This window comes from Sphingobacterium bovisgrunnientis (assembly GCF_009829085.1).
Classification (GTDB): domain Bacteria; phylum Bacteroidota; class Bacteroidia; order Sphingobacteriales; family Sphingobacteriaceae; genus Sphingobacterium; species Sphingobacterium bovisgrunnientis.
The window spans coordinates 21,889-39,310 of record NZ_WUQY01000023.1 but is presented as its reverse complement, the minus strand read 5'-3'; the positions used below and the strand labels follow the sequence as shown (position 1 = coordinate 39,310).

At 36.6% G+C, this 17,422-nt stretch carries 17 protein-coding genes and 3 tRNA genes; 12 read left to right on the top strand and 8 right to left on the bottom strand.

Features of this window, described 5'->3' with window-relative positions:
• Positions 1-8: 8 nt before the first annotated feature.
• The 5 genes from GOQ16_RS11660 to rimK all read left to right on the top strand — a co-directional run bounded on the left by GOQ16_RS11660 (position 9) and on the right by rimK (position 3,650).
• The gene (locus GOQ16_RS11660; protein WP_160069440.1) at positions 9-482 is read left to right on the top strand and encodes an SRPBCC family protein; all 474 of its coding nucleotides are present in this window, start codon (positions 9-11) and stop codon (positions 480-482) included.
• The gene (locus GOQ16_RS11655; RefSeq protein ID WP_240141025.1) at positions 461-967 is read left to right on the top strand and encodes a DNA-deoxyinosine glycosylase; all 507 of its coding nucleotides are present in this window, start codon (positions 461-463) and stop codon (positions 965-967) included. Before GOQ16_RS11660 ends, GOQ16_RS11655 begins: the two co-directional genes overlap by 22 nt.
• 75 nt (positions 968-1,042) lie before the next feature.
• Positions 1,043-2,221 (top strand): AIR synthase related protein, encoded by a 1,179-nt coding sequence (locus tag GOQ16_RS11650; protein WP_160069439.1) that lies wholly within the window; start codon positions 1,043-1,045, stop codon positions 2,219-2,221.
• Positions 2,222-2,225: 4 nt separating this feature from the next.
• A complete protein-coding gene (locus GOQ16_RS11645; RefSeq protein WP_240141024.1) occupies positions 2,226-2,657 on the top strand; it encodes an ATP-dependent zinc protease family protein in 432 nt (143 codons plus the stop codon).
• Between the two features lie 60 nt (positions 2,658-2,717).
• Positions 2,718-3,650 (top strand): 30S ribosomal protein S6--L-glutamate ligase, encoded by a 933-nt coding sequence (rimK, locus tag GOQ16_RS11640; RefSeq protein ID WP_149914336.1) that lies wholly within the window; start codon positions 2,718-2,720, stop codon positions 3,648-3,650.
• A gap of 55 nt (positions 3,651-3,705) precedes the next feature.
• Here rimK and mnmA read toward each other — a convergent pair whose 3' ends face one another.
• Positions 3,706-4,797, bottom strand: coding sequence for a tRNA 2-thiouridine(34) synthase MnmA (gene mnmA / locus GOQ16_RS11635; RefSeq protein WP_149914335.1), 1,092 nt, complete (start codon positions 4,795-4,797; stop codon positions 3,706-3,708).
• A gap of 185 nt (positions 4,798-4,982) precedes the next feature.
• On the opposite strand from mnmA, the gene GOQ16_RS11630 reads away from it, so the two are divergent.
• The 4 genes from GOQ16_RS11630 (at position 4,983) to GOQ16_RS11615 (ending at position 5,999) form a co-directional block, all read left to right on the top strand.
• Positions 4,983-5,058, top strand: a tRNA-Phe gene (locus tag GOQ16_RS11630).
• Positions 5,059-5,096: 38 nt separating this feature from the next.
• Positions 5,097-5,172 (top strand) — tRNA-Phe (locus tag GOQ16_RS11625).
• A gap of 38 nt (positions 5,173-5,210) precedes the next feature.
• Positions 5,211-5,283: transfer RNA gene (locus GOQ16_RS11620), tRNA-Phe, on the top strand.
• Positions 5,284-5,582: 299 nt separating this feature from the next.
• Positions 5,583-5,999: a hypothetical protein gene (locus GOQ16_RS11615; RefSeq protein WP_160069438.1), complete on the top strand. Its 417-nt coding sequence runs from the start codon at positions 5,583-5,585 to the stop codon at positions 5,997-5,999.
• 90 nt (positions 6,000-6,089) lie between these two features.
• Here the strand turns inward: GOQ16_RS11615 and GOQ16_RS11610 are convergent, their stop codons facing one another.
• The 7 genes from GOQ16_RS11610 to GOQ16_RS11580 all read right to left on the bottom strand — a co-directional run bounded on the left by GOQ16_RS11610 (position 6,090) and on the right by GOQ16_RS11580 (position 11,536).
• Entirely contained in the window at positions 6,090-7,043 is a 954-nt protein-coding gene (locus GOQ16_RS11610; RefSeq protein WP_160069437.1) for an MBL fold metallo-hydrolase RNA specificity domain-containing protein, read from the bottom strand.
• Positions 7,037-7,630 carry a dephospho-CoA kinase gene (gene coaE / locus GOQ16_RS11605; RefSeq protein ID WP_160069436.1) on the bottom strand — a complete coding sequence of 198 codons (594 nt, stop codon included), beginning with the start codon at positions 7,628-7,630 and terminating at the stop codon, positions 7,037-7,039. The genes GOQ16_RS11610 and coaE overlap by 7 nt, the downstream gene beginning before the upstream one ends.
• A 7-nt stretch (positions 7,631-7,637) precedes the next feature.
• The gene (locus tag GOQ16_RS11600) at positions 7,638-8,585 is read right to left on the bottom strand and encodes a YbbR-like domain-containing protein (protein WP_160069435.1); all 948 of its coding nucleotides are present in this window, start codon (positions 8,583-8,585) and stop codon (positions 7,638-7,640) included.
• 99 nt (positions 8,586-8,684) lie between these two features.
• Positions 8,685-9,002 carry a preprotein translocase subunit YajC gene (yajC, locus tag GOQ16_RS11595; RefSeq protein ID WP_149914329.1) on the bottom strand — a complete coding sequence of 106 codons (318 nt, stop codon included), beginning with the start codon at positions 9,000-9,002 and terminating at the stop codon, positions 8,685-8,687.
• A gap of 22 nt (positions 9,003-9,024) precedes the next feature.
• The gene (locus tag GOQ16_RS11590; RefSeq protein WP_160069434.1) at positions 9,025-9,459 is read right to left on the bottom strand and encodes a DUF1573 domain-containing protein; all 435 of its coding nucleotides are present in this window, start codon (positions 9,457-9,459) and stop codon (positions 9,025-9,027) included.
• A gap of 7 nt (positions 9,460-9,466) precedes the next feature.
• Positions 9,467-10,381 carry a transcription antitermination factor NusB gene (gene nusB, locus GOQ16_RS11585; protein ID WP_160069433.1) on the bottom strand — a complete coding sequence of 305 codons (915 nt, stop codon included), beginning with the start codon at positions 10,379-10,381 and terminating at the stop codon, positions 9,467-9,469.
• Between the two features lie 87 nt (positions 10,382-10,468).
• The gene (locus GOQ16_RS11580) at positions 10,469-11,536 is read right to left on the bottom strand and encodes a Glu/Leu/Phe/Val family dehydrogenase (protein WP_149914326.1); all 1,068 of its coding nucleotides are present in this window, start codon (positions 11,534-11,536) and stop codon (positions 10,469-10,471) included.
• A gap of 158 nt (positions 11,537-11,694) precedes the next feature.
• On the opposite strand from GOQ16_RS11580, the gene GOQ16_RS11575 reads away from it, so the two are divergent.
• From GOQ16_RS11575 to GOQ16_RS11565, 3 genes are read left to right on the top strand one after another with little or no spacing between them, the layout of a single operon-like run.
• The gene (locus GOQ16_RS11575; protein WP_160069432.1) at positions 11,695-13,473 is read left to right on the top strand and encodes an ABC transporter ATP-binding protein; all 1,779 of its coding nucleotides are present in this window, start codon (positions 11,695-11,697) and stop codon (positions 13,471-13,473) included.
• Positions 13,474-13,533: 60 nt separating this feature from the next.
• Entirely contained in the window at positions 13,534-15,507 is a 1,974-nt protein-coding gene (locus tag GOQ16_RS11570; RefSeq protein ID WP_160069431.1) for a DUF3858 domain-containing protein, read from the top strand.
• On the top strand, positions 15,507-17,417 hold the full coding sequence (locus GOQ16_RS11565) for a DUF3857 domain-containing protein (protein ID WP_160069430.1): 1,911 nt from the start codon (positions 15,507-15,509) through the stop codon (positions 17,415-17,417). Before GOQ16_RS11570 ends, GOQ16_RS11565 begins: the two co-directional genes overlap by 1 nt.
• Positions 17,418-17,422: the final 5 nt, after the last annotated feature.

The window sequence follows — 17,422 nt, the reverse complement described above, 5'->3', positions numbered from 1 at the left end:
CCACAAGAATGGAAAGAATATACCTAGAGACCATAATTAATGCACCTATTGAACGTGTTTTTGATCTAGCGAGAAGCATTGATTTACACAAACTTTCTGCTTTAAATACCAATGAAAAAGCTATCGCAGGAAAAACTTCAGGACTTATTAATGAAGGAGAAACCGTCACTTGGCGAGCTAAGCATCTCGGTATTTATCAAAATCTTACCGTACAAATCACCAAACTAGAACGACCATACTTTTTTGAGGATAAAATGGTGAAAGGTGCATTTTCAAGAATGGAACATGTACATAAATTTGAGTCTTTGATGAACCAAACTAAGATGTTAGATGTTTTTGAATTTGAATCACCTTTTGGAATACTGGGAAAATTTGTAAACAGATTATTTCTAAAACAATATATGACAGATTTCCTCCTCACAAGAAACAAAGAGTTGAAAAAAATTGCAGAAAGTGAGGCTTGGAAAGAATTATTAAAATAATTGAAATGCTCAAACAATCCTTTGCTCCTATTATCCCTTCTCAACCAAGAATTTTAATCTTAGGTTCTTTACCCGGAGATTTATCGATTGCTAAAGACCAATATTACGCCCATCCACAAAATAGATTTTGGAAGGTTTTATTTTCACATTTTGAGCGAGAATTTACTACTGATTATTCCGAAAAGATAGCCTTACTTCATCAACAACAAATCGCACTTTGGGATGTGTGTGCTTCTGCTATTCGCCCTGGCAGTATGGATACAGCAATTACAGAAGTTATTCCAAATGCCATCGACCAACTTTTAGCTGAACATCCCAGTATTACTACCGTAATTTTTAACGGTCAAAAAGCACAAAAACTCTTTGAAAAATATTTCGACAAGTTAGAACATATACAATATATTACTATACCAAGTACGAGCCCCGCCAACGCACAATTTAATCTCGAAAGATTGCTTTTACAGTGGGAAATTATCAAAACCTAAACCCTTCGAATCGCCTTATTAGAGTTTGTAAAAAATTTAGTTATACTAAACAGCTTTGATTATCTTTGTGGCAAGATGTCAGACTTAAAATACAACCAAAGAGGTGTATCCGCTGGGAAAGAGGATGTACACAATGCTATAAAAAATATCGACAAAGGTTTATACCCACAGGCTTTTTGTAAAATCATCCCTGATATACTAGGTGGCGACGAGCAATGGTGCAATATCATGCACGCAGATGGCGCTGGTACGAAATCTTCTTTAGCATATGTATATTGGAAAGAAACGGGTGATATCTCTGTATGGAAAGGTATAGCACAAGACGCCATCATCATGAATTTAGATGATTTATTGTGTGTGGGAGCTATTGATAATATCATCTTATCTTCAACAATAGGTCGTAACAAAAACAATATTCCGGGCGAAGTTATCGCTGAGATCATTAATGGAACCGAAGAAATATTAGCTGAATTGCGTGAAATGGGCGTTGGCATTTACTCCACTGGTGGTGAAACGGCTGATGTCGGTGATCTGGTACGTACGATTATCGTAGACAGTACAGTTACTTGTCGTATGAAACGTGAAGACGTAATCTCTAATCACAATATCAAGGCTGGTAATGTTATCGTTGGTTTGGCTTCATATGGTAAAGCTACTTACGAAAAAGAATACAACGGCGGTATGGGTTCGAATGGTTTGACTTCGGCTCGTCATGATGTATTCAGCAAATATATAGCAGAAAAATATCCTGAAAGTTTTGACCCAGCAGTTCCTTACGATTTAGTATTTGCTGGTGGCAAAGCGTTGACAGATAAAATTACAACAGAAACTGGCGAAGAAGTTACTGCGGGTAAATTGGTGTTATCACCTACACGTACTTACGCGCCTGTGATTAAACAAATTTTTGATAAGTACCGTTCACAGATCGATGGTATGGTTCACTGTTCAGGTGGCGCACAAACAAAGGTGCTTCACTTTGTAGATAAGGTTCACGTTATCAAAGATAACGTGTTCCCTATTCCTCCACTTTTTGAATTGATTCAAAAAGAATCGAATACCGACTGGCAAGAAATGTATAAAGTATTCAATATGGGACACCGCATGGAATTGTATGTAGCAGAAGAAATCGCACAAGACATTATTGCTATTTCAGAATCATTCGGAATTCCAGCACAAATCGTAGGTCGCGTAGAAGCTAGCGATAAAAAACAAGTTACAGTTTCATCGCCTTACGGTACATTTATATACGAATAATATAGTGAAGGAGAAGCTCATCATAGGACGTGCTGAAATTATTGACCTTCCCGAATTGGGAATGTACAATATTGAGGCAAAGATTGATACAGGAGCTGAAACTTCAGTTTTACATTGTGAGGATTACGAAGTAACAGAGAAGAATGAAAAACATTTCATTACTTGTCACATACGACCGCATCTGGAAACCGATGAAATCCTCACCATAACATTTCCGGTACATCGCGAAAGAGTGGTAAAAAGCTCTTTCGGACAAACCGAAACTAGACATATTTTTCTGACTAAAATCAGAATGTTTGATCAGTTATATGATATTAAATTGTCATTGCGTGATCGCTCAACAATGTCCTATCCTATGCTGTTAGGACGTAATTTTATAAGTAAAAAGTTCCTTGTGGATGTATCCAAAAAAAACTTGGCATCCAACTCCATCTAGCTAATTAAAAACCAATCCAGTAGTTTTCTTGTTTTAATAAAAAACTTTAACAATCATTTTGTGAAAATAGCAGTCTTATCGACAAACAAAAACATCTATTCGACACGTCGTCTTGTAGAAGCAGCAACCGCTCGTGGGCATGAATGCATTGTGATGGATCACAGCAAATGCTACGTAGGAATTCAGCAAGGAAAACCAAGCATTCACTATAAAGGTCAAGACATTAATGACATTGATGCTATTATACCAAGAGTAGGATCTTCTGTAACTTTTTATGGGTCAGCGATTGTACGACAGTTTGAGGTGATGGATGTAATCTCTGCCAACCCAAGTCAAGCCATTACGCGCTCTCGCGATAAGCTGCGTTGTATGCAAATTCTTTCGGGCGCTGGTTTAGGTTTACCAACTACAGGGTTTGCTCGTACGGCATCTGATGTAGATGATCTAATCAACATGGTTGGTGGCGCACCACTTGTGATCAAATTATTAGAAGGTACTCAAGGTATTGGTGTAGTATTGGCCGAAACGAAGAAAGCTGCTTCATCAGTAATAGAAGCTTTTTATGGATTGGGGAATAATATTTTGATTCAAGAGTATATCAAAGAATCTAAAGGTTCTGATATTCGTGCATTTGTCGTAGACGGAAAAGTAGTCGGTGCGATGAAACGTACAGCTAAAGAGGGAGAATTTCGTTCCAACTTACATCGTGGAGGAACTGCCGAAATTATCAAATTAACGCGCAAAGAACGCGAAAGCGCAGTTGCTGCAGCAAAGGCAATGGGGTTAACTGTGGCAGGTGTAGATATGCTACAATCGGCTCGTGGACCACTTATTTTGGAAGTAAATTCTTCTCCAGGCTTAGAAGGTATCGAAAAAGCAACTAACAAAGATATTGCAGCGGAAATTATCAAATATTTGGAGCGACAATACGATTTCAAACAACAAAATAAACCAACTCCAAAACGTATAATCAAAAAAGAAAGCAAGCTATAAAAGCTTGCTTTCTTTGTAAATGTATATTAGTGTTTTTACAATAAAACTAATTCTCTTATTTCATCAAAAATCCACCACCTAAAAGGTCGTTTCCTTCGTAGAATACTGCAGATTGACCTGGAGCAATACCTTTCACTGCATGTGGGAAATCCACTTGCATAATATCACCTTGTTGTGTCAAAATAGATTGCGCACCAGCGTCTTTGTAACGGATTTTTGTAATAGCTTCCATTGGTTCATCAATTGAAGCATATTTCACCAAATTGATATTACGAACGAAAGCTTGTGTTTTCTCTAATTCATGTTCTTCACCCAACATTACAGAATTACTTTCTGGCAAGATCTCAATCACAAACATTGGTTTACCTAATGCAATCCCCAAGCCTTTACGTTGACCAATAGTGAAGTAAGGGTATCCGATATGTTGCCCTACAACGGTACCATCAGACAAGATAAAATTACCTGGTCCAATCTCTTGATCCAATGTAGGTCTTTTGTTGCGTAAGAAATCACGGTAATCGTTATTTGGCACAAAACAAATCTCGTAGCTTTCCGATTTATTTGCTAGCTCGTGCTGTCCCATATCCAACGCCATTTGCTTGATTTCTGACTTATGAAATGACCCCAAAGGAAATTGGGTTCTAGCCAAATTTTCTTGCGAAACGCCCCACAAAACGTAAGATTGATCTTTATGCTCATCCAAACCTTTTGAAATCACATAGCGACCATTATCATGTTGACGTATATTCGCGTAGTGACCAGTAGCGATAAATTCGCAATCCAATTTGTCAGCACGCTTAATCAAAGCCTCCCATTTAATATGTGTATTACACAATACACATGGATTTGGTGTACGACCAGCGATATATTCATCGACAAAATTGTCAATAACATAATCGCCAAATTCATTACGTATATCTAGAATGAAGTGCGGGAAACCATAGCTGACAGCCAAAGAACGCGCATCATTGATACTATCCAAACTACAACAGCCAGTTTCCTTTGATGAACCACCTGAGCTAGCATAATCCCAAGTTTTCATCGTAATACCGATCACCTCATACCCCTGCTCGTGCAACATTACAGCCGCAACTGAACTGTCCACTCCACCACTCATCGCGACCAATACTCTACCCTTTTTACTCATATCAATTTATTAAAGTGCAAAGATACCCTAAAATCATTTATTACCGTGTTTATTTCATGTAATTTTATCTCAATCAAAATCAAGGAATTGGGAAATTAAGTAAAAATAAATGCGCGGAATGTTTTAGAATTAAAAAAAAGAAGCTACATTTGCAACGCAACAAAGGATAAATTGTTGCTGAAAAAGGTGCCATAGCTCAGTTGGTAGAGCAAAGGACTGAAAATCCTTGTGTCGCTGGTTCGAATCCAGCTGGCACCACCAAAAAACTGAAAGTAACAGTTTCTAATCAAAAACTTAAAGGTGCCATAGCTCAGTTGGTAGAGCAAAGGACTGAAAATCCTTGTGTCGCTGGTTCGAATCCAGCTGGCACCACCACAAAAACTGAAAGTAACAGTTTCTAATCAAAAACTTAAGGTGCCATAGCTCAGTTGGTAGAGCAAAGGACTGAAAATCCTTGTGTCGCTGGTTCGAATCCAGCTGGCACCACAAAAACAAGAAAAGCTTCTGAAATTTCAGAAGCTTTTCTTGTTTATATCTATTATCCCAAATATCCCAACAGATAGTAGATAATGATAAATACGATTATCGTACCGAAACAACCAAGTCCCATTTTTTTGGCTCCCCAACCTGCAATTAATGCTCTAAATAATTTATTCATATTGGTAAGTATTTATTAATGTGATACGCTTGTATAACCAATATGTAGCCAAAATGTTTTGTGGCAATTGGATATGTGCAGAGATATAACTACTTTTAGTACGCCAACCAATTAATACTTCTAATCTATGTTAATTTCAAACTTGCTTAAAATCATAATAAAATCTTTCGGAATCTATTTTCTATACTTGATCGGAACAGGAATTTTCGGATTTTTTAATTCGGCTTTTTACGCTCCTCCACCAACAACCAACAGCAATCAAATCACAACTTTCATTATCCCAATCCTGTTTGCTTACATTTTCTTAGTAAAAACTGATTGGCTTGCGAATTGGTTACTTTCTGGTTATGACGACAAAATCCAAACTACTAAGCCTGATTTTATTCACTTACTCGTAGTTTCTTTTGGTTTTATTAGCCTAATTTGGGGCTTAGCTAATTCGTTTGGATTTAATTTCAACAAGTCAGAAAGTGATTCAGGCAGCGGATTTTCGTTCGGAATAAACTTTGAAATTGGAAATATACTCTTGAGCATTTTAGGATAAATAATCCTTAAAAATAGAGAAAGATTAGGTCAATATTTTACCAAAAAAGCTGACAACTCTTAATAGAAATATATTGAAATAGCCAAAAAACTATTTCAATATATTTCTAACTTTTATTTTTCCCTCATAATGATGTTTAAGGTGAGCACCTTCACCATGTACGGTCCAAATTTCAGTTGGTTGAACTTCCGTAATAAAATTGTTCAGATCATTCCAATCGATATGATCCGAAATAAACAAAGTAATATCGTTATAATTTTGCAAACGCTTCCATCCTGACGCAAAGACGCGCACCACATTTTTTGCGCGGAAATAGTTGTTAAACATCATCGGAGGCACAAGATATATCTTATCTTGTCCATCTTTTAAAGCCTTTCGGTTATAAATTTCGTAAGTCAATTTCACCAAACCTTTTTCTTCATAAATACGGTGAATTGGCGCGATATTGTGATGTGCGTAAACAGTTTTTTGCGGACAATAAGTGTTAATCAAATTCGTAATCCGTTGCGCCTTTCCTAAGGCGTAACATCCAAGCATAATATTCAACGAAGTGGAATTAAGCTTCTTGATTTCTTCAATTGGATCGGGATGTATGACCGTAGGATCTGCGAAAGTTGTTTCTGTTACTAATACATCAGCTTTTATGTATTCCAAAGGCTCACAAGTTATATCTTCTTGTAATTTGTAATCACCCGTATAGAGGTAACGCACACCTTTATACTGCATCAATATCTGTGCAGAGCCTAATATATGTCCTGCCGGAATAAAACTTATCTCGACCTCTCCTATCTTAAAGCTTTCTTTGTATCCCTTCTCCGTATAAGAAGACAAAGGTTGCTTTGTAAAGCGATGTTGCATAAAGGCTATTGTATTTACGGTAGCATAAATAGCGGTATGTCCTGGTACGGCATGATCGCCGTGTGCATGAGAAATTACTGCTTTTGCAACTGGATATTTTGGATCAATATAGAAATCCCCATACGCACAATAATAACCAAACTCATTTTCTATTAAAAAATCTTCTAAAATATCTGTTTTTAGCATGTACTTATTAGCTTCTTATGTATTTCATATAGTTGAGGAACTAATGGCTGAATACCATCATTAACGATAATAAAATCAGCTAATTTTCGTTTCTCCTCCTCAGGCATTTGTTTATTTATTCTATTGCGCACTTCTTCACGTGAAACCTCATCGCGTTTTATAACGCGTTCAATTCGCAATTCTTCTGGCGCGACTACTAAGATCGTATAATCTAATGTTTTGTAAGAACCAGATTCAAATAACAAAGCAGCTTCTTTCAAACTGTAACAGAATGTTTGCGCATTTGCCCAATCCACAGCGTCTTGTATCACGATAGGGTGCACAATACTATTAAGAAGTTTTAATTTCTCTGGGTTGTTAAATACTTGAGAAGATAACCATTTACGATTTAATGTCCCATCTTCGAAGTACACCTCCGCACCAAAAGCATCTATTAAACCATTTCGGATGAGTTCACTACGTACCATCAAATCCTTAGCCTCTTTATCGGCATCGTAAAAAGGAACACCTAATGTTTTAAAGATTTTTGCGACAAAACTTTTGCCAGAGCCAATACCTCCAGTTATACCAACTTTAATGGATTTCATAGTAGTTTTATTTACGAACGAAAAAATCGACGTTTTGAGGTTCTAACTTTATCAATTGCACGAAATCCGGAATCTTCGTTATCCGTACAGGTAAACTTTTGACGTGCTTGTCTTCCCAATTCGCCATATCTACGACCGCTTCAAAATCGCTTGCTGTCCATTTTACAAAATCCTTCAATGGAACCATCACCGTTAAGGTAACTTTGCTAGGAACAGTACGAACTGATGTATATTTCATACCATTGATTATCTTGATGGGAACCTCAATAATCTTTTCTGTCAATTCACCTACAGGAATGACCAATTCCGTCATTCGCGGGTAAATCGTGATATTTGTTTTATGATTCTTATTGATATGCGCTACGGTTCTAATATCGGTAAATACCAAATCGCCCTTAATGGTATCCGTCTCCAAAAATTCAATATTTGCCACATCTTCTGTTGGCCCCGTTATTGTCACTTCAGCAGGATTAACCTTAGTCTCCCCAACGAATCCGTATTGCTTTTTGAAGCTAATATTTGTAGGAACTTTTATAGGAACTTTACGCTGCCTTTGGCGCGAAAAATCAAAATATAATGTATCAGGCGAAACACTGATTACACGCTTTTCAGTTGGAAATTGCCTATTAATAAATCCAATCTGATTGGAAAAAACGACAAAATTTCGGGTATTCAAGCTGCTCAAATCTACCTGAATATTAGTCGAATCTGCACGCATTTTGGCAAGTAAGACATTCCAGCCACTCATTTTTATTTTTACACTAACCGTATCCGATTGTAGTGGGTGGAACGCTCTTTTTTCAGGCATATTGACGTATTCAATACCTGCATTAATTGTGAACGTGTATTGATTGGAAACAGCTATCAAAAGCCAAGCAATAAAAGAAATAACGAGACAACGCAAAAAGATGTTTATCTTTCTCTTATGGATTTTTGAAAATCTACGTTGCTTCATATACACAAAGTTAAAAAAATAAGCGTACAGAACGTATTTACAATAAAAAAAGCCATTTACAAGTTTGCAAATGGCTTTCCTATATTTAATTACTAAAAATTACGCTTTTGGCTCTGCATTCGCTGCTTTAGAAGCATCCAAAGAAACTGCTGATTTGTCAAAACGCATACGTACACCAGAACCTACATCTACTAAAAAAGTAGTGTCAGAAACTTCTACGATACGACCGTGAATACCTGCTGTAGTCACGATTTTAGCATTTACACCTAATTCTTCGATATATTTTTTGTGGTCTTTTTGTTTTTTCATTTGTGGTCTAATCATAAAGAAATAGAACACAACGATGATCAATACCATTGGTAGCATTCCCATCAAACTGCTTCCGCCACCAGCTTGTAATAAAATAGTTGATATCATATTGTAATTAATAATTTTAAATTTACTTTTCTACGGTTCCTTTTAATTGCACTGTAGTCACTGCATTTTCTGCATTGGAGGATACCGTTACAATTTTTTGCTGCAAACCAGGTTGACCTGCACTATTAAAGCTTACTTTAATCTCTCCCTCTTTTCCTGGCAAAATAGGATCAACCGTATAACTTGGTGTCGTACATCCACATGAAGCAGTTACTTGCGCTAATATCACAGGCTCTTTACCTTCATTCTTGAATTTGAATGTATGCTCGACTACTTCACCTTCTTTGATTGTTCCAAAATCAAACACATCAGATTCAAAGGCAATTTTACCCGTTCCCACTGTATTTGAACTCGTTTCATAAGCTGTCGAATCCCCAGATTCATCTGATTTTTGAGATGGATTATTACAAGCAAACAACATGGATAATGCTGCTCCCGCAAATAATAGTTTCTTCATTTTTCACTTAGTCTTTTAGTCCTCTTCCTGACTTATTAATACGACCTTGTTTGGTCAAATCAGCAAGAATTTTGTCTAATATACCATTTATAAATGTATTACTTTTCAATGTACTGAATGTTTTTGACAATTCTATGTACTCATTGATCGTAACTTTCACAGGAATCGATGGGAAATTAATCAATTCACTAATCGCCATACGCATCAAAATAGTATCCATTAACGCAATACGATCAGCTTCCCAATTTTTTGTTTTTTCAGCAATAAGCTGCTGATATTCTTCCGAATAACGAATAGTAGTCTTCAACAAGTCAGCAACGAAATCTTCATCTTCTGACCAATTTGGTGTCAAATCTGCTAGTTTATTCTGTGAAGGCACCTCTGAACTGAAGTTTTTGAAGGTTTTGGCAACCATTGCCTGCAACACTTCTTTATCTACTGTCCAGTTGATAAATTTTTCTTCGAAGACTTGTTCGATTTCAACCGATTTTAAGATTATTTTCTTAAATATATATTTAATAATATCTTTTTCGGCAGCAATGCTTCTATCCTCTACTTGCAAATATTCCAAATAGGCCTCTGAATCTTTCAACTGCGCAAAAATCGAACGCACAATCTCTGGATCAAATCCCCACGACACATTATATTTTTTTACAAATTCCAGATAAGCTCTATTTTGACGCAATGACTCAATAAATGTATTGCTATTCAGTTTGGTTGTCAAAATCTTATCCTTCTCCGTTGGCAAATATTTTGCGGCACGACTCTCGGCATCTAAAACTACGTATTCTGCTACTTCATCCAGTAAATTCAATGTCCAGATGTACATTTCATTTACCTCATCTACATTCTTGAAAAGTGCCTTTTCAAAATCTTTAACCTGTTTATCTTCCGATAAATTGTACGCATAAAGCGTCTGCATAACCTTAACTCTAAGGTGTCTTCTGTTTAACATAAGTGTATAAGAACGAATTATTTATAAAGAACGATTTTAAAGGAGAACAAATTATTACCTTTTAATTTTGGACATGTCCGCAATTCGCTTTTCCGCTAATTGCTTGGCCGCCTCATAGGTGGTAATATTTTCTTCTCTTGCACGTTGCAACACATGACGTGTCGCTGTATATATATTGCGAATTAACGATTCTGTACGATCATTACCATATCCTTCTAATTCCGAATAGCAACTTATCAAAGCGCCAGAATTAATCAAGAAGTCTGGTGTGTATAGAATATTATGTTCTTTCAACAATTGTATTGTTTTTTCTTCTTCTTTGAGTTGATTATTTGCTGAACCAGCGATGATTTTACAACGCATTTTAGGCACTGTATCCGGATTTACCGTTCCACCTAAGGCACATGGTGCATACACATCCACATCCAATTCATAACTTGTTGCATATTGAATAGGCTCTGCTTTGTATTTCGCAGCTACTTTCAAATTGCGCTCTTCGGTCATATCCGAAACATACACACGCGCATTCTCATTTCGCAACATCGCTATTAATTGCTCCCCGACAGATCCCACACCCTGAACCGCAACTTTGCGTCCAGCTAAAGAATCATCACCATACAATTCTTTGATTGCAGCTTTGATGCCGTAGAAAACTCCTCTCGCGGCGAAAACAGTAGTATCACCACCGCCATTCATCGAAGTAGGAAGACCAGCAACATAGTTTGTTTCAGCATGGATGTATTCCAAATCGCGCTGAGTCGTACCTACGTCAATTGAAGCTATAAAATTTCCGTTAAGCCCTTCGATAAATTTACCTACACGACGCATCAAAACCTCTGTCTTGTCCGTACGGTTGTTGCCAATAATCACCGCACAACCACCGCCTAAATTCAATCCCGCCAACGAAGATTTGTAAGTTATCGCTTTTGAAAGACGCAAAGCATCTTCGATAGCTTCTTCTTCCGATTCGTAAGGCAACATACGCACACCGCCAATTGCTGGACCTAATGTCGTATCATGGATAGCTACAATAGCCTTCAATCCTACTGCCGGATCATTACAAAAGAATAAATTCTGATGATCAGCATTAGCCATCAGACTGAAAATAGTGGAATTTTGCATAACCAAAATTATTAATCTATATGCCAAATTAAGGCAGTACAAAAATAAGAAATAAATTTTGTTAAAATTACCTTTTGATGCATTTATGAAAGTATGACTTTAATACAACCATATCGATGAAAATATTAAAGCGAAACCCTTACCTTTGTTAGCAAATCATGAAAGATCTCGCTTATCTAAATAAATATTTCATAAAATATAAATGGCGTCTTATTCCAGGCGTTATTTTCGTCATTATATCCAATTATTTCGGCATACTACCAGCTAAAGTCATTCGTGAAGCATTTGATTTGGTAAAAGAAAACATAGATTTATATAAGCTATACAATGGATTTGACAATCAACAATCCATTTATGATCAATTTGGAAAAAGTTTATTGTATTTCGCTGGTATCGTTTTGCTACTTGCACTATTGCGTGGAATATTTTTATTTCTGATGCGTCAATCGATCATTTTAATCTCCAGATATATTGAATATGATTTGAAAAATGAAATTTATAAGCACTATCAGGCTTTAGATTTTGCATTTTTTAGACGCAATAATACGGGTGATCTTATGAATCGCGCGACCGAAGATGTGAATCAAGTACGTAATTACCTCGGTCCAGCTATCATGTATAGTATAAATACGGTGACATTATCCATAATGGTGATATACGCGATGTATGATGTGAATGCTACATTAGCCACCTATGCGCTGTTACCGATTCCTATCATAATGGTGATTATATTGTTCATCAATAAAATGATCAACCAACGCAGTACCAAGATTCAAGCACAATTATCCAAGCTTTCGTCATTTGTTCAAGAAACTTTCTCGGGTATTCGTGTGATTAAAACCTATACGCAGGAAGCCGGAAAAATTGAAGAGTTCAAAAAGGAAAGCAATGTTTATCGAAATACTTCGTTGGATTTAGTTCGTGTGCAAGCGATTTTCTTTCCGTTGATTATATTCTTGGTAGGCTTCAGTACAATTATTACCGTATACATTGGAGGCTTGGAAGTGAATAAAGGCACCATCACAGCGGGTAATATCGCGGAATTCATTATTTATGTGAACCAATTAACATTCCCTGCATTGGCATTAGCATGGGTAACTTCTTTAATCCAACGCGCTGCAGCTTCGCAAAAACGAATCAATGAATTTCTGAATACTAAATCCGAAATTCCTAACGGCACTGTGACCAAAGATTTACAAGGAAACATCACATTAGAAAATGTTTCATTTACCTATCCAGAAACTGGAATAAAAGCCTTAGACAACATTAACTTAAATATTCAAGCGGGACAAACTGTAGCAATAATCGGTAAAACAGGTTCTGGAAAAAGTACGCTTGCCAATCTACTATTACGCATGTATGATGCTGATGGCGGTAAAATCAGCTATGATGGTGTAGATATCAAAGATTACGATTACGCGCATTTGCGTCATCAGATTGGTTTTGTTCCCCAGCAAGTATTTTTATTTTCCGACACCATTGCAAATAATATCGCATTTGGACTGGACAAATACAGCGAGGAAGAAGTTGAAACAGCTGCTAAACAAGCTGCCGTTTACGAAAATATAAAAGGCTTTGAAGAAGGCTTCAACACGCATATAGGCGAACGTGGCATTACACTTTCGGGAGGTCAAAAACAACGTGTTTCAATTGCGCGTGCTTTAATTAAGAATCCAGATATATTAGTTTTTGACGACTGTCTTTCTGCGGTAGATACCAAAACGGAAGAAGAAATATTGAGCAACCTAAGTAAGATTATGCAAGACAAAACCTCCATTTTTATTGCGCATCGAATCTCAACTATCAAAAATGCTGATCATATAATTGTGTTAGAAAACGGTAAAATCGTGGAAGAAGGAAACCACGAATCTTTACTTGCGCTAGGCGGAGAATACGCTGATCTTTACGACAAACAATTATTACAGGCTCAAGAATAATTTATATGGATATTTAAAGTATAATTGTTATTTTTCACCAAACAATTATACTTTAAATTAATGAAATTAATTTTTCTTTTTCTAGCTCTAACTATTTTTGAAGTTTCTAGCGCGCAAGTAAGTGACTTTCCGAACGTAACAGCAGGAAATTTCAATATAACATCGGAGAATTTAGATTCGAACGCTGTCGCTGTCGTGCTGTTGGAAACTGGAAAGACGCATTTGGATATTAGCGATCGCGACCATGCCTTACGTGTCTACCACCGCTACAAAGCTCGCATAAAGATACTATCCCAAGAAGGATTTGACCAAGCCAATTTCACACTTCCACTTTATAGTTTTGGTAAAAATTTCGAATATACAGAAGAGGTTACTGGTAAAACATACAATTTGGAAAATGGGCGAATCACCGAAACATTATTAGAACGCAAAAACATCATTACAGAAAATAAAAGTGAATTTCTAAAGCTTACTAAATTTACCCTACCAAACATAAAAGTAGGTTCTATCATTGAGATTGAATACTATATTGTCTCACCCGATATTTTTAATTTCAGAAGTTGGGAATTTCAAACCGATATACCCAAAATTCGGAGTGAATACAATGTGCGCATCCCGTCTATGAGCAATTATAATGTAACTTTAAAGGGTGCCCTAAAATTAGAAAACACGAAGACTAATAGAGAAACAGGCTGTATTGTTGTCATGGGACAGCGTCTAGATTGCTCCAATATCACGTATACGATGAACAATATTCCTGCTTTCAAGGAGGAAGCATATATGCTTGCGCCAAAAAACTATATTTCTGCTATTAATTTCGAATTGGTCGAAATGGCTAATCCAAATGGTGGTGTGGACAAATATACGAAGGCTTGGAGGGACGTGGATATTGAATTGATGACCGACAAAAGCTTTGGAGGACAGCTCAAAAAAGTTGATTTTATAAAGCAAAAACTGGATCCTAAAATACTTGCTGTAACGGATAATTACCAACGTGCTTCTGAGGTTCACCGTTGGATTTCCAAGAATATTCGATTAAATAATGTGTATGGTAAATATAGCCAACACGGCATAGAGGATGCATTAGAAAGCAAAAGTGGAAATGTCGGTGATATTAATTTGGCTTTAATCGCTGCATTCAACGCGGCAGAATTAGAAGCATACCCCGTTATTATTTCCACGCGAAACAATGGCTTGCCGCATGATTTGCATCCCGTTTTATCTAATTTCAATTATATCATAGCTGCTGTGAAGCTAAATGATGAATTTGTGTTGGTAGATGCGACAGATCCGTTGATTGGATTTGGTCAACTGCCGCTTCACTGTATCAATGGCCGAGGACGTATAATTTACTCACGCAAATCCTCAGAATGGATTGAACTGACGAATAAAGAAATTTCCATCACCGAATATTCTTTCAAAGGAAAATTAGATCTGGATGGTAAACTAAAAGGTACACTCTTCATTGTCAGCAATGGTCTAGATGCGTTGCAGAAGCGTAAAGAAATTCTAAATTTCCCAAGTATTGAGGAGTATGCCGAAAATTTTGACGAAAAACAGTCGCATTTGCAAATCTTAAGTTCAAAAGTTGAGAATGTTGACAATCCCGATAATATGCTATCCGAAGAATACGAAGTTGAAATAAATGTCGCATCGCCATTGAAAAATGGTCATGTGCAATTTAACCCAATTTTTATTTCACGTATCAACAAAAATCCTTTTAACCTAGATGAGCGTAATTATGACGTGGATTTAGGTGCAAAAGATACCGAAAAGCATTTCATTGAAATAGAATTACCTGAAGGTCTAACATTCAAACAAGCTCCCAAAAGAGTAAATATGGCGCTACCCGAGAATTCAGCCCGTTATCAATACATCAGTAATATTAACGAGAACAAATTGACGGTTACGCAACAACTCATGTTAAACAAAGCGATTTATACGAGCGAAGAATACTTTGGCTTAAAGGAATTATTTTCACGAATAATTCAACATATGCAGATTGATCACGAATTTAATTACCAAACAAAATAATGCGTTTAAAATTATTATTCCTACTCAGCTATATACTTTCAGGTGTCGCTTTATTTGCGCAGGATTATGGGGTGGAACTTATCCCTAATAGCCTAAAAAGTCGCGCTACAGCCGTTTTGCGCAATGAGCATATCAGTCTTGACATGAAAGCTGAAAACAATATAACAGAAACAGTAACACGGGCTATTACTATTCTCAATCAATCTGGTGAAGATTATGCACAGCTTACGCTTTATTACGATAAAAGTAAAGTCATAAAGGATATAAAAGGATTTGTATACGATGAATTTGGGAAGCAAATAAGCAAGTTTGGGCAAAAAGATTTTAAAGATTACAGCGCAACTGATGGCGTGAGTATGTATGGCGATCTGCGTGTAAAGCATTACGCGCCTAGTATGACTGTATACCCATACACGATTGTGTACAGCTACGAAATCAAACATGCGCAGAACTTATTTATTCCGTATTGGTATCCCAACCGTAATAGCGATTTGGCTGTAGAAAAAAGCACGTATCAATTTAGTTGCAAGCCTGATCTAAAGCTGCGTATCAAAGTAGAAAACCTACAACAAGAGGCTAATATAACTTCTGACGAAAAAGGAAAAACTTACACTTGGTCTGCTTCAGCATTAAACGCCAGAAAAATAGAGCCCTTCTCGCCTATCGAAAATCCAAATAAAATTATTGTAAAGATTGTGCCCGAGACTTTTCAATATTACAAAAGAAGAGGTAATGTGAGCGATTGGAAAGACCTAGGTAAATGGATTCATGATGAATTATTGGTAGGAAAGCAAGATTTACCAGCTGCGACAGTTGAGAAAGCGAAGCAAATCGCCAGTCAATATGACAATCCAAAAGACAAGGCAAAGGCATTGTACAAATATATGCAAGACAAGACGCGCTATATCAGTATACAAATCGGAATTGGCGGTTTAGAACCCTTTCCGGCGTCATATGTAGACAAACTTGGTTATGGTGACTGTAAAGCGTTGGTAAATTATATGCAAGCGTTATTAGCTGCTGTAGACATTCCTTCATTGTATTGTGTGGTGGAAGCTGGCAATCAAAAAATAAGTTTGGATGAAACTTTTGCAAATGCCGTAGATGGAAACCATATTATTTTGTGCGTACCATTTGAAAACGACACCACTTGGCTTGAATGTACGAGCAACAAAAGTCCTTTCGGGTATTTGGGTGATTTTACGGATGATCGCCTTGTATTGGCTTGTACAGCAGAAGGAGGAAAAGTTTTGCGCACACAGACCTACCCTGCTACTGAAAGTTTACAACTGCGCAAAAATGAATTTAAAGTATCCAAAGACGGTAGCTTAGACGGAACAGTAGCGACTTCATTTTCGGGATCACAATTCGAAAATCATTTTCACAATATGTTCAACAGCCTGCCAGATCAAAATAAACAGTTGAAGAAATATTATGATGTCAACAATATTGCTTTCAACAAAATCGACTACAAAGTCAATTCGGAGGCAGCACCTATTTTAGAAGAAAATCTTGCCGTTAATATCCGCAACTATGTGGTAAAGAATGGTAATAGCTATATTTTCACACCGAATATTTTTAACGCACAACGCAATATTCCCGAATCAAGAAACAGAGCTAATCCATTGTATATAAATCGGGGGTATACAGATATTGATGAATCTGAATTTATTTTCGAAGAAAAATTAAAAGGTTTTCTAATTCCGGTAAATGAAATTATTGAAAGTCCGATGGGAAAATATGAGTTGAAAATATCATCGGATGGGCAAAAGGTAAATTATTATCGTAAATTAGTAATCAAAGACGGAACTTATTCCGTTGATGACTACCAAACGTATTTTGATTTCATATCCAAAGTAGCAGCACACGATCGTATACGCTACACGATTAATATTGCAGAAGAAAAATAATCTTC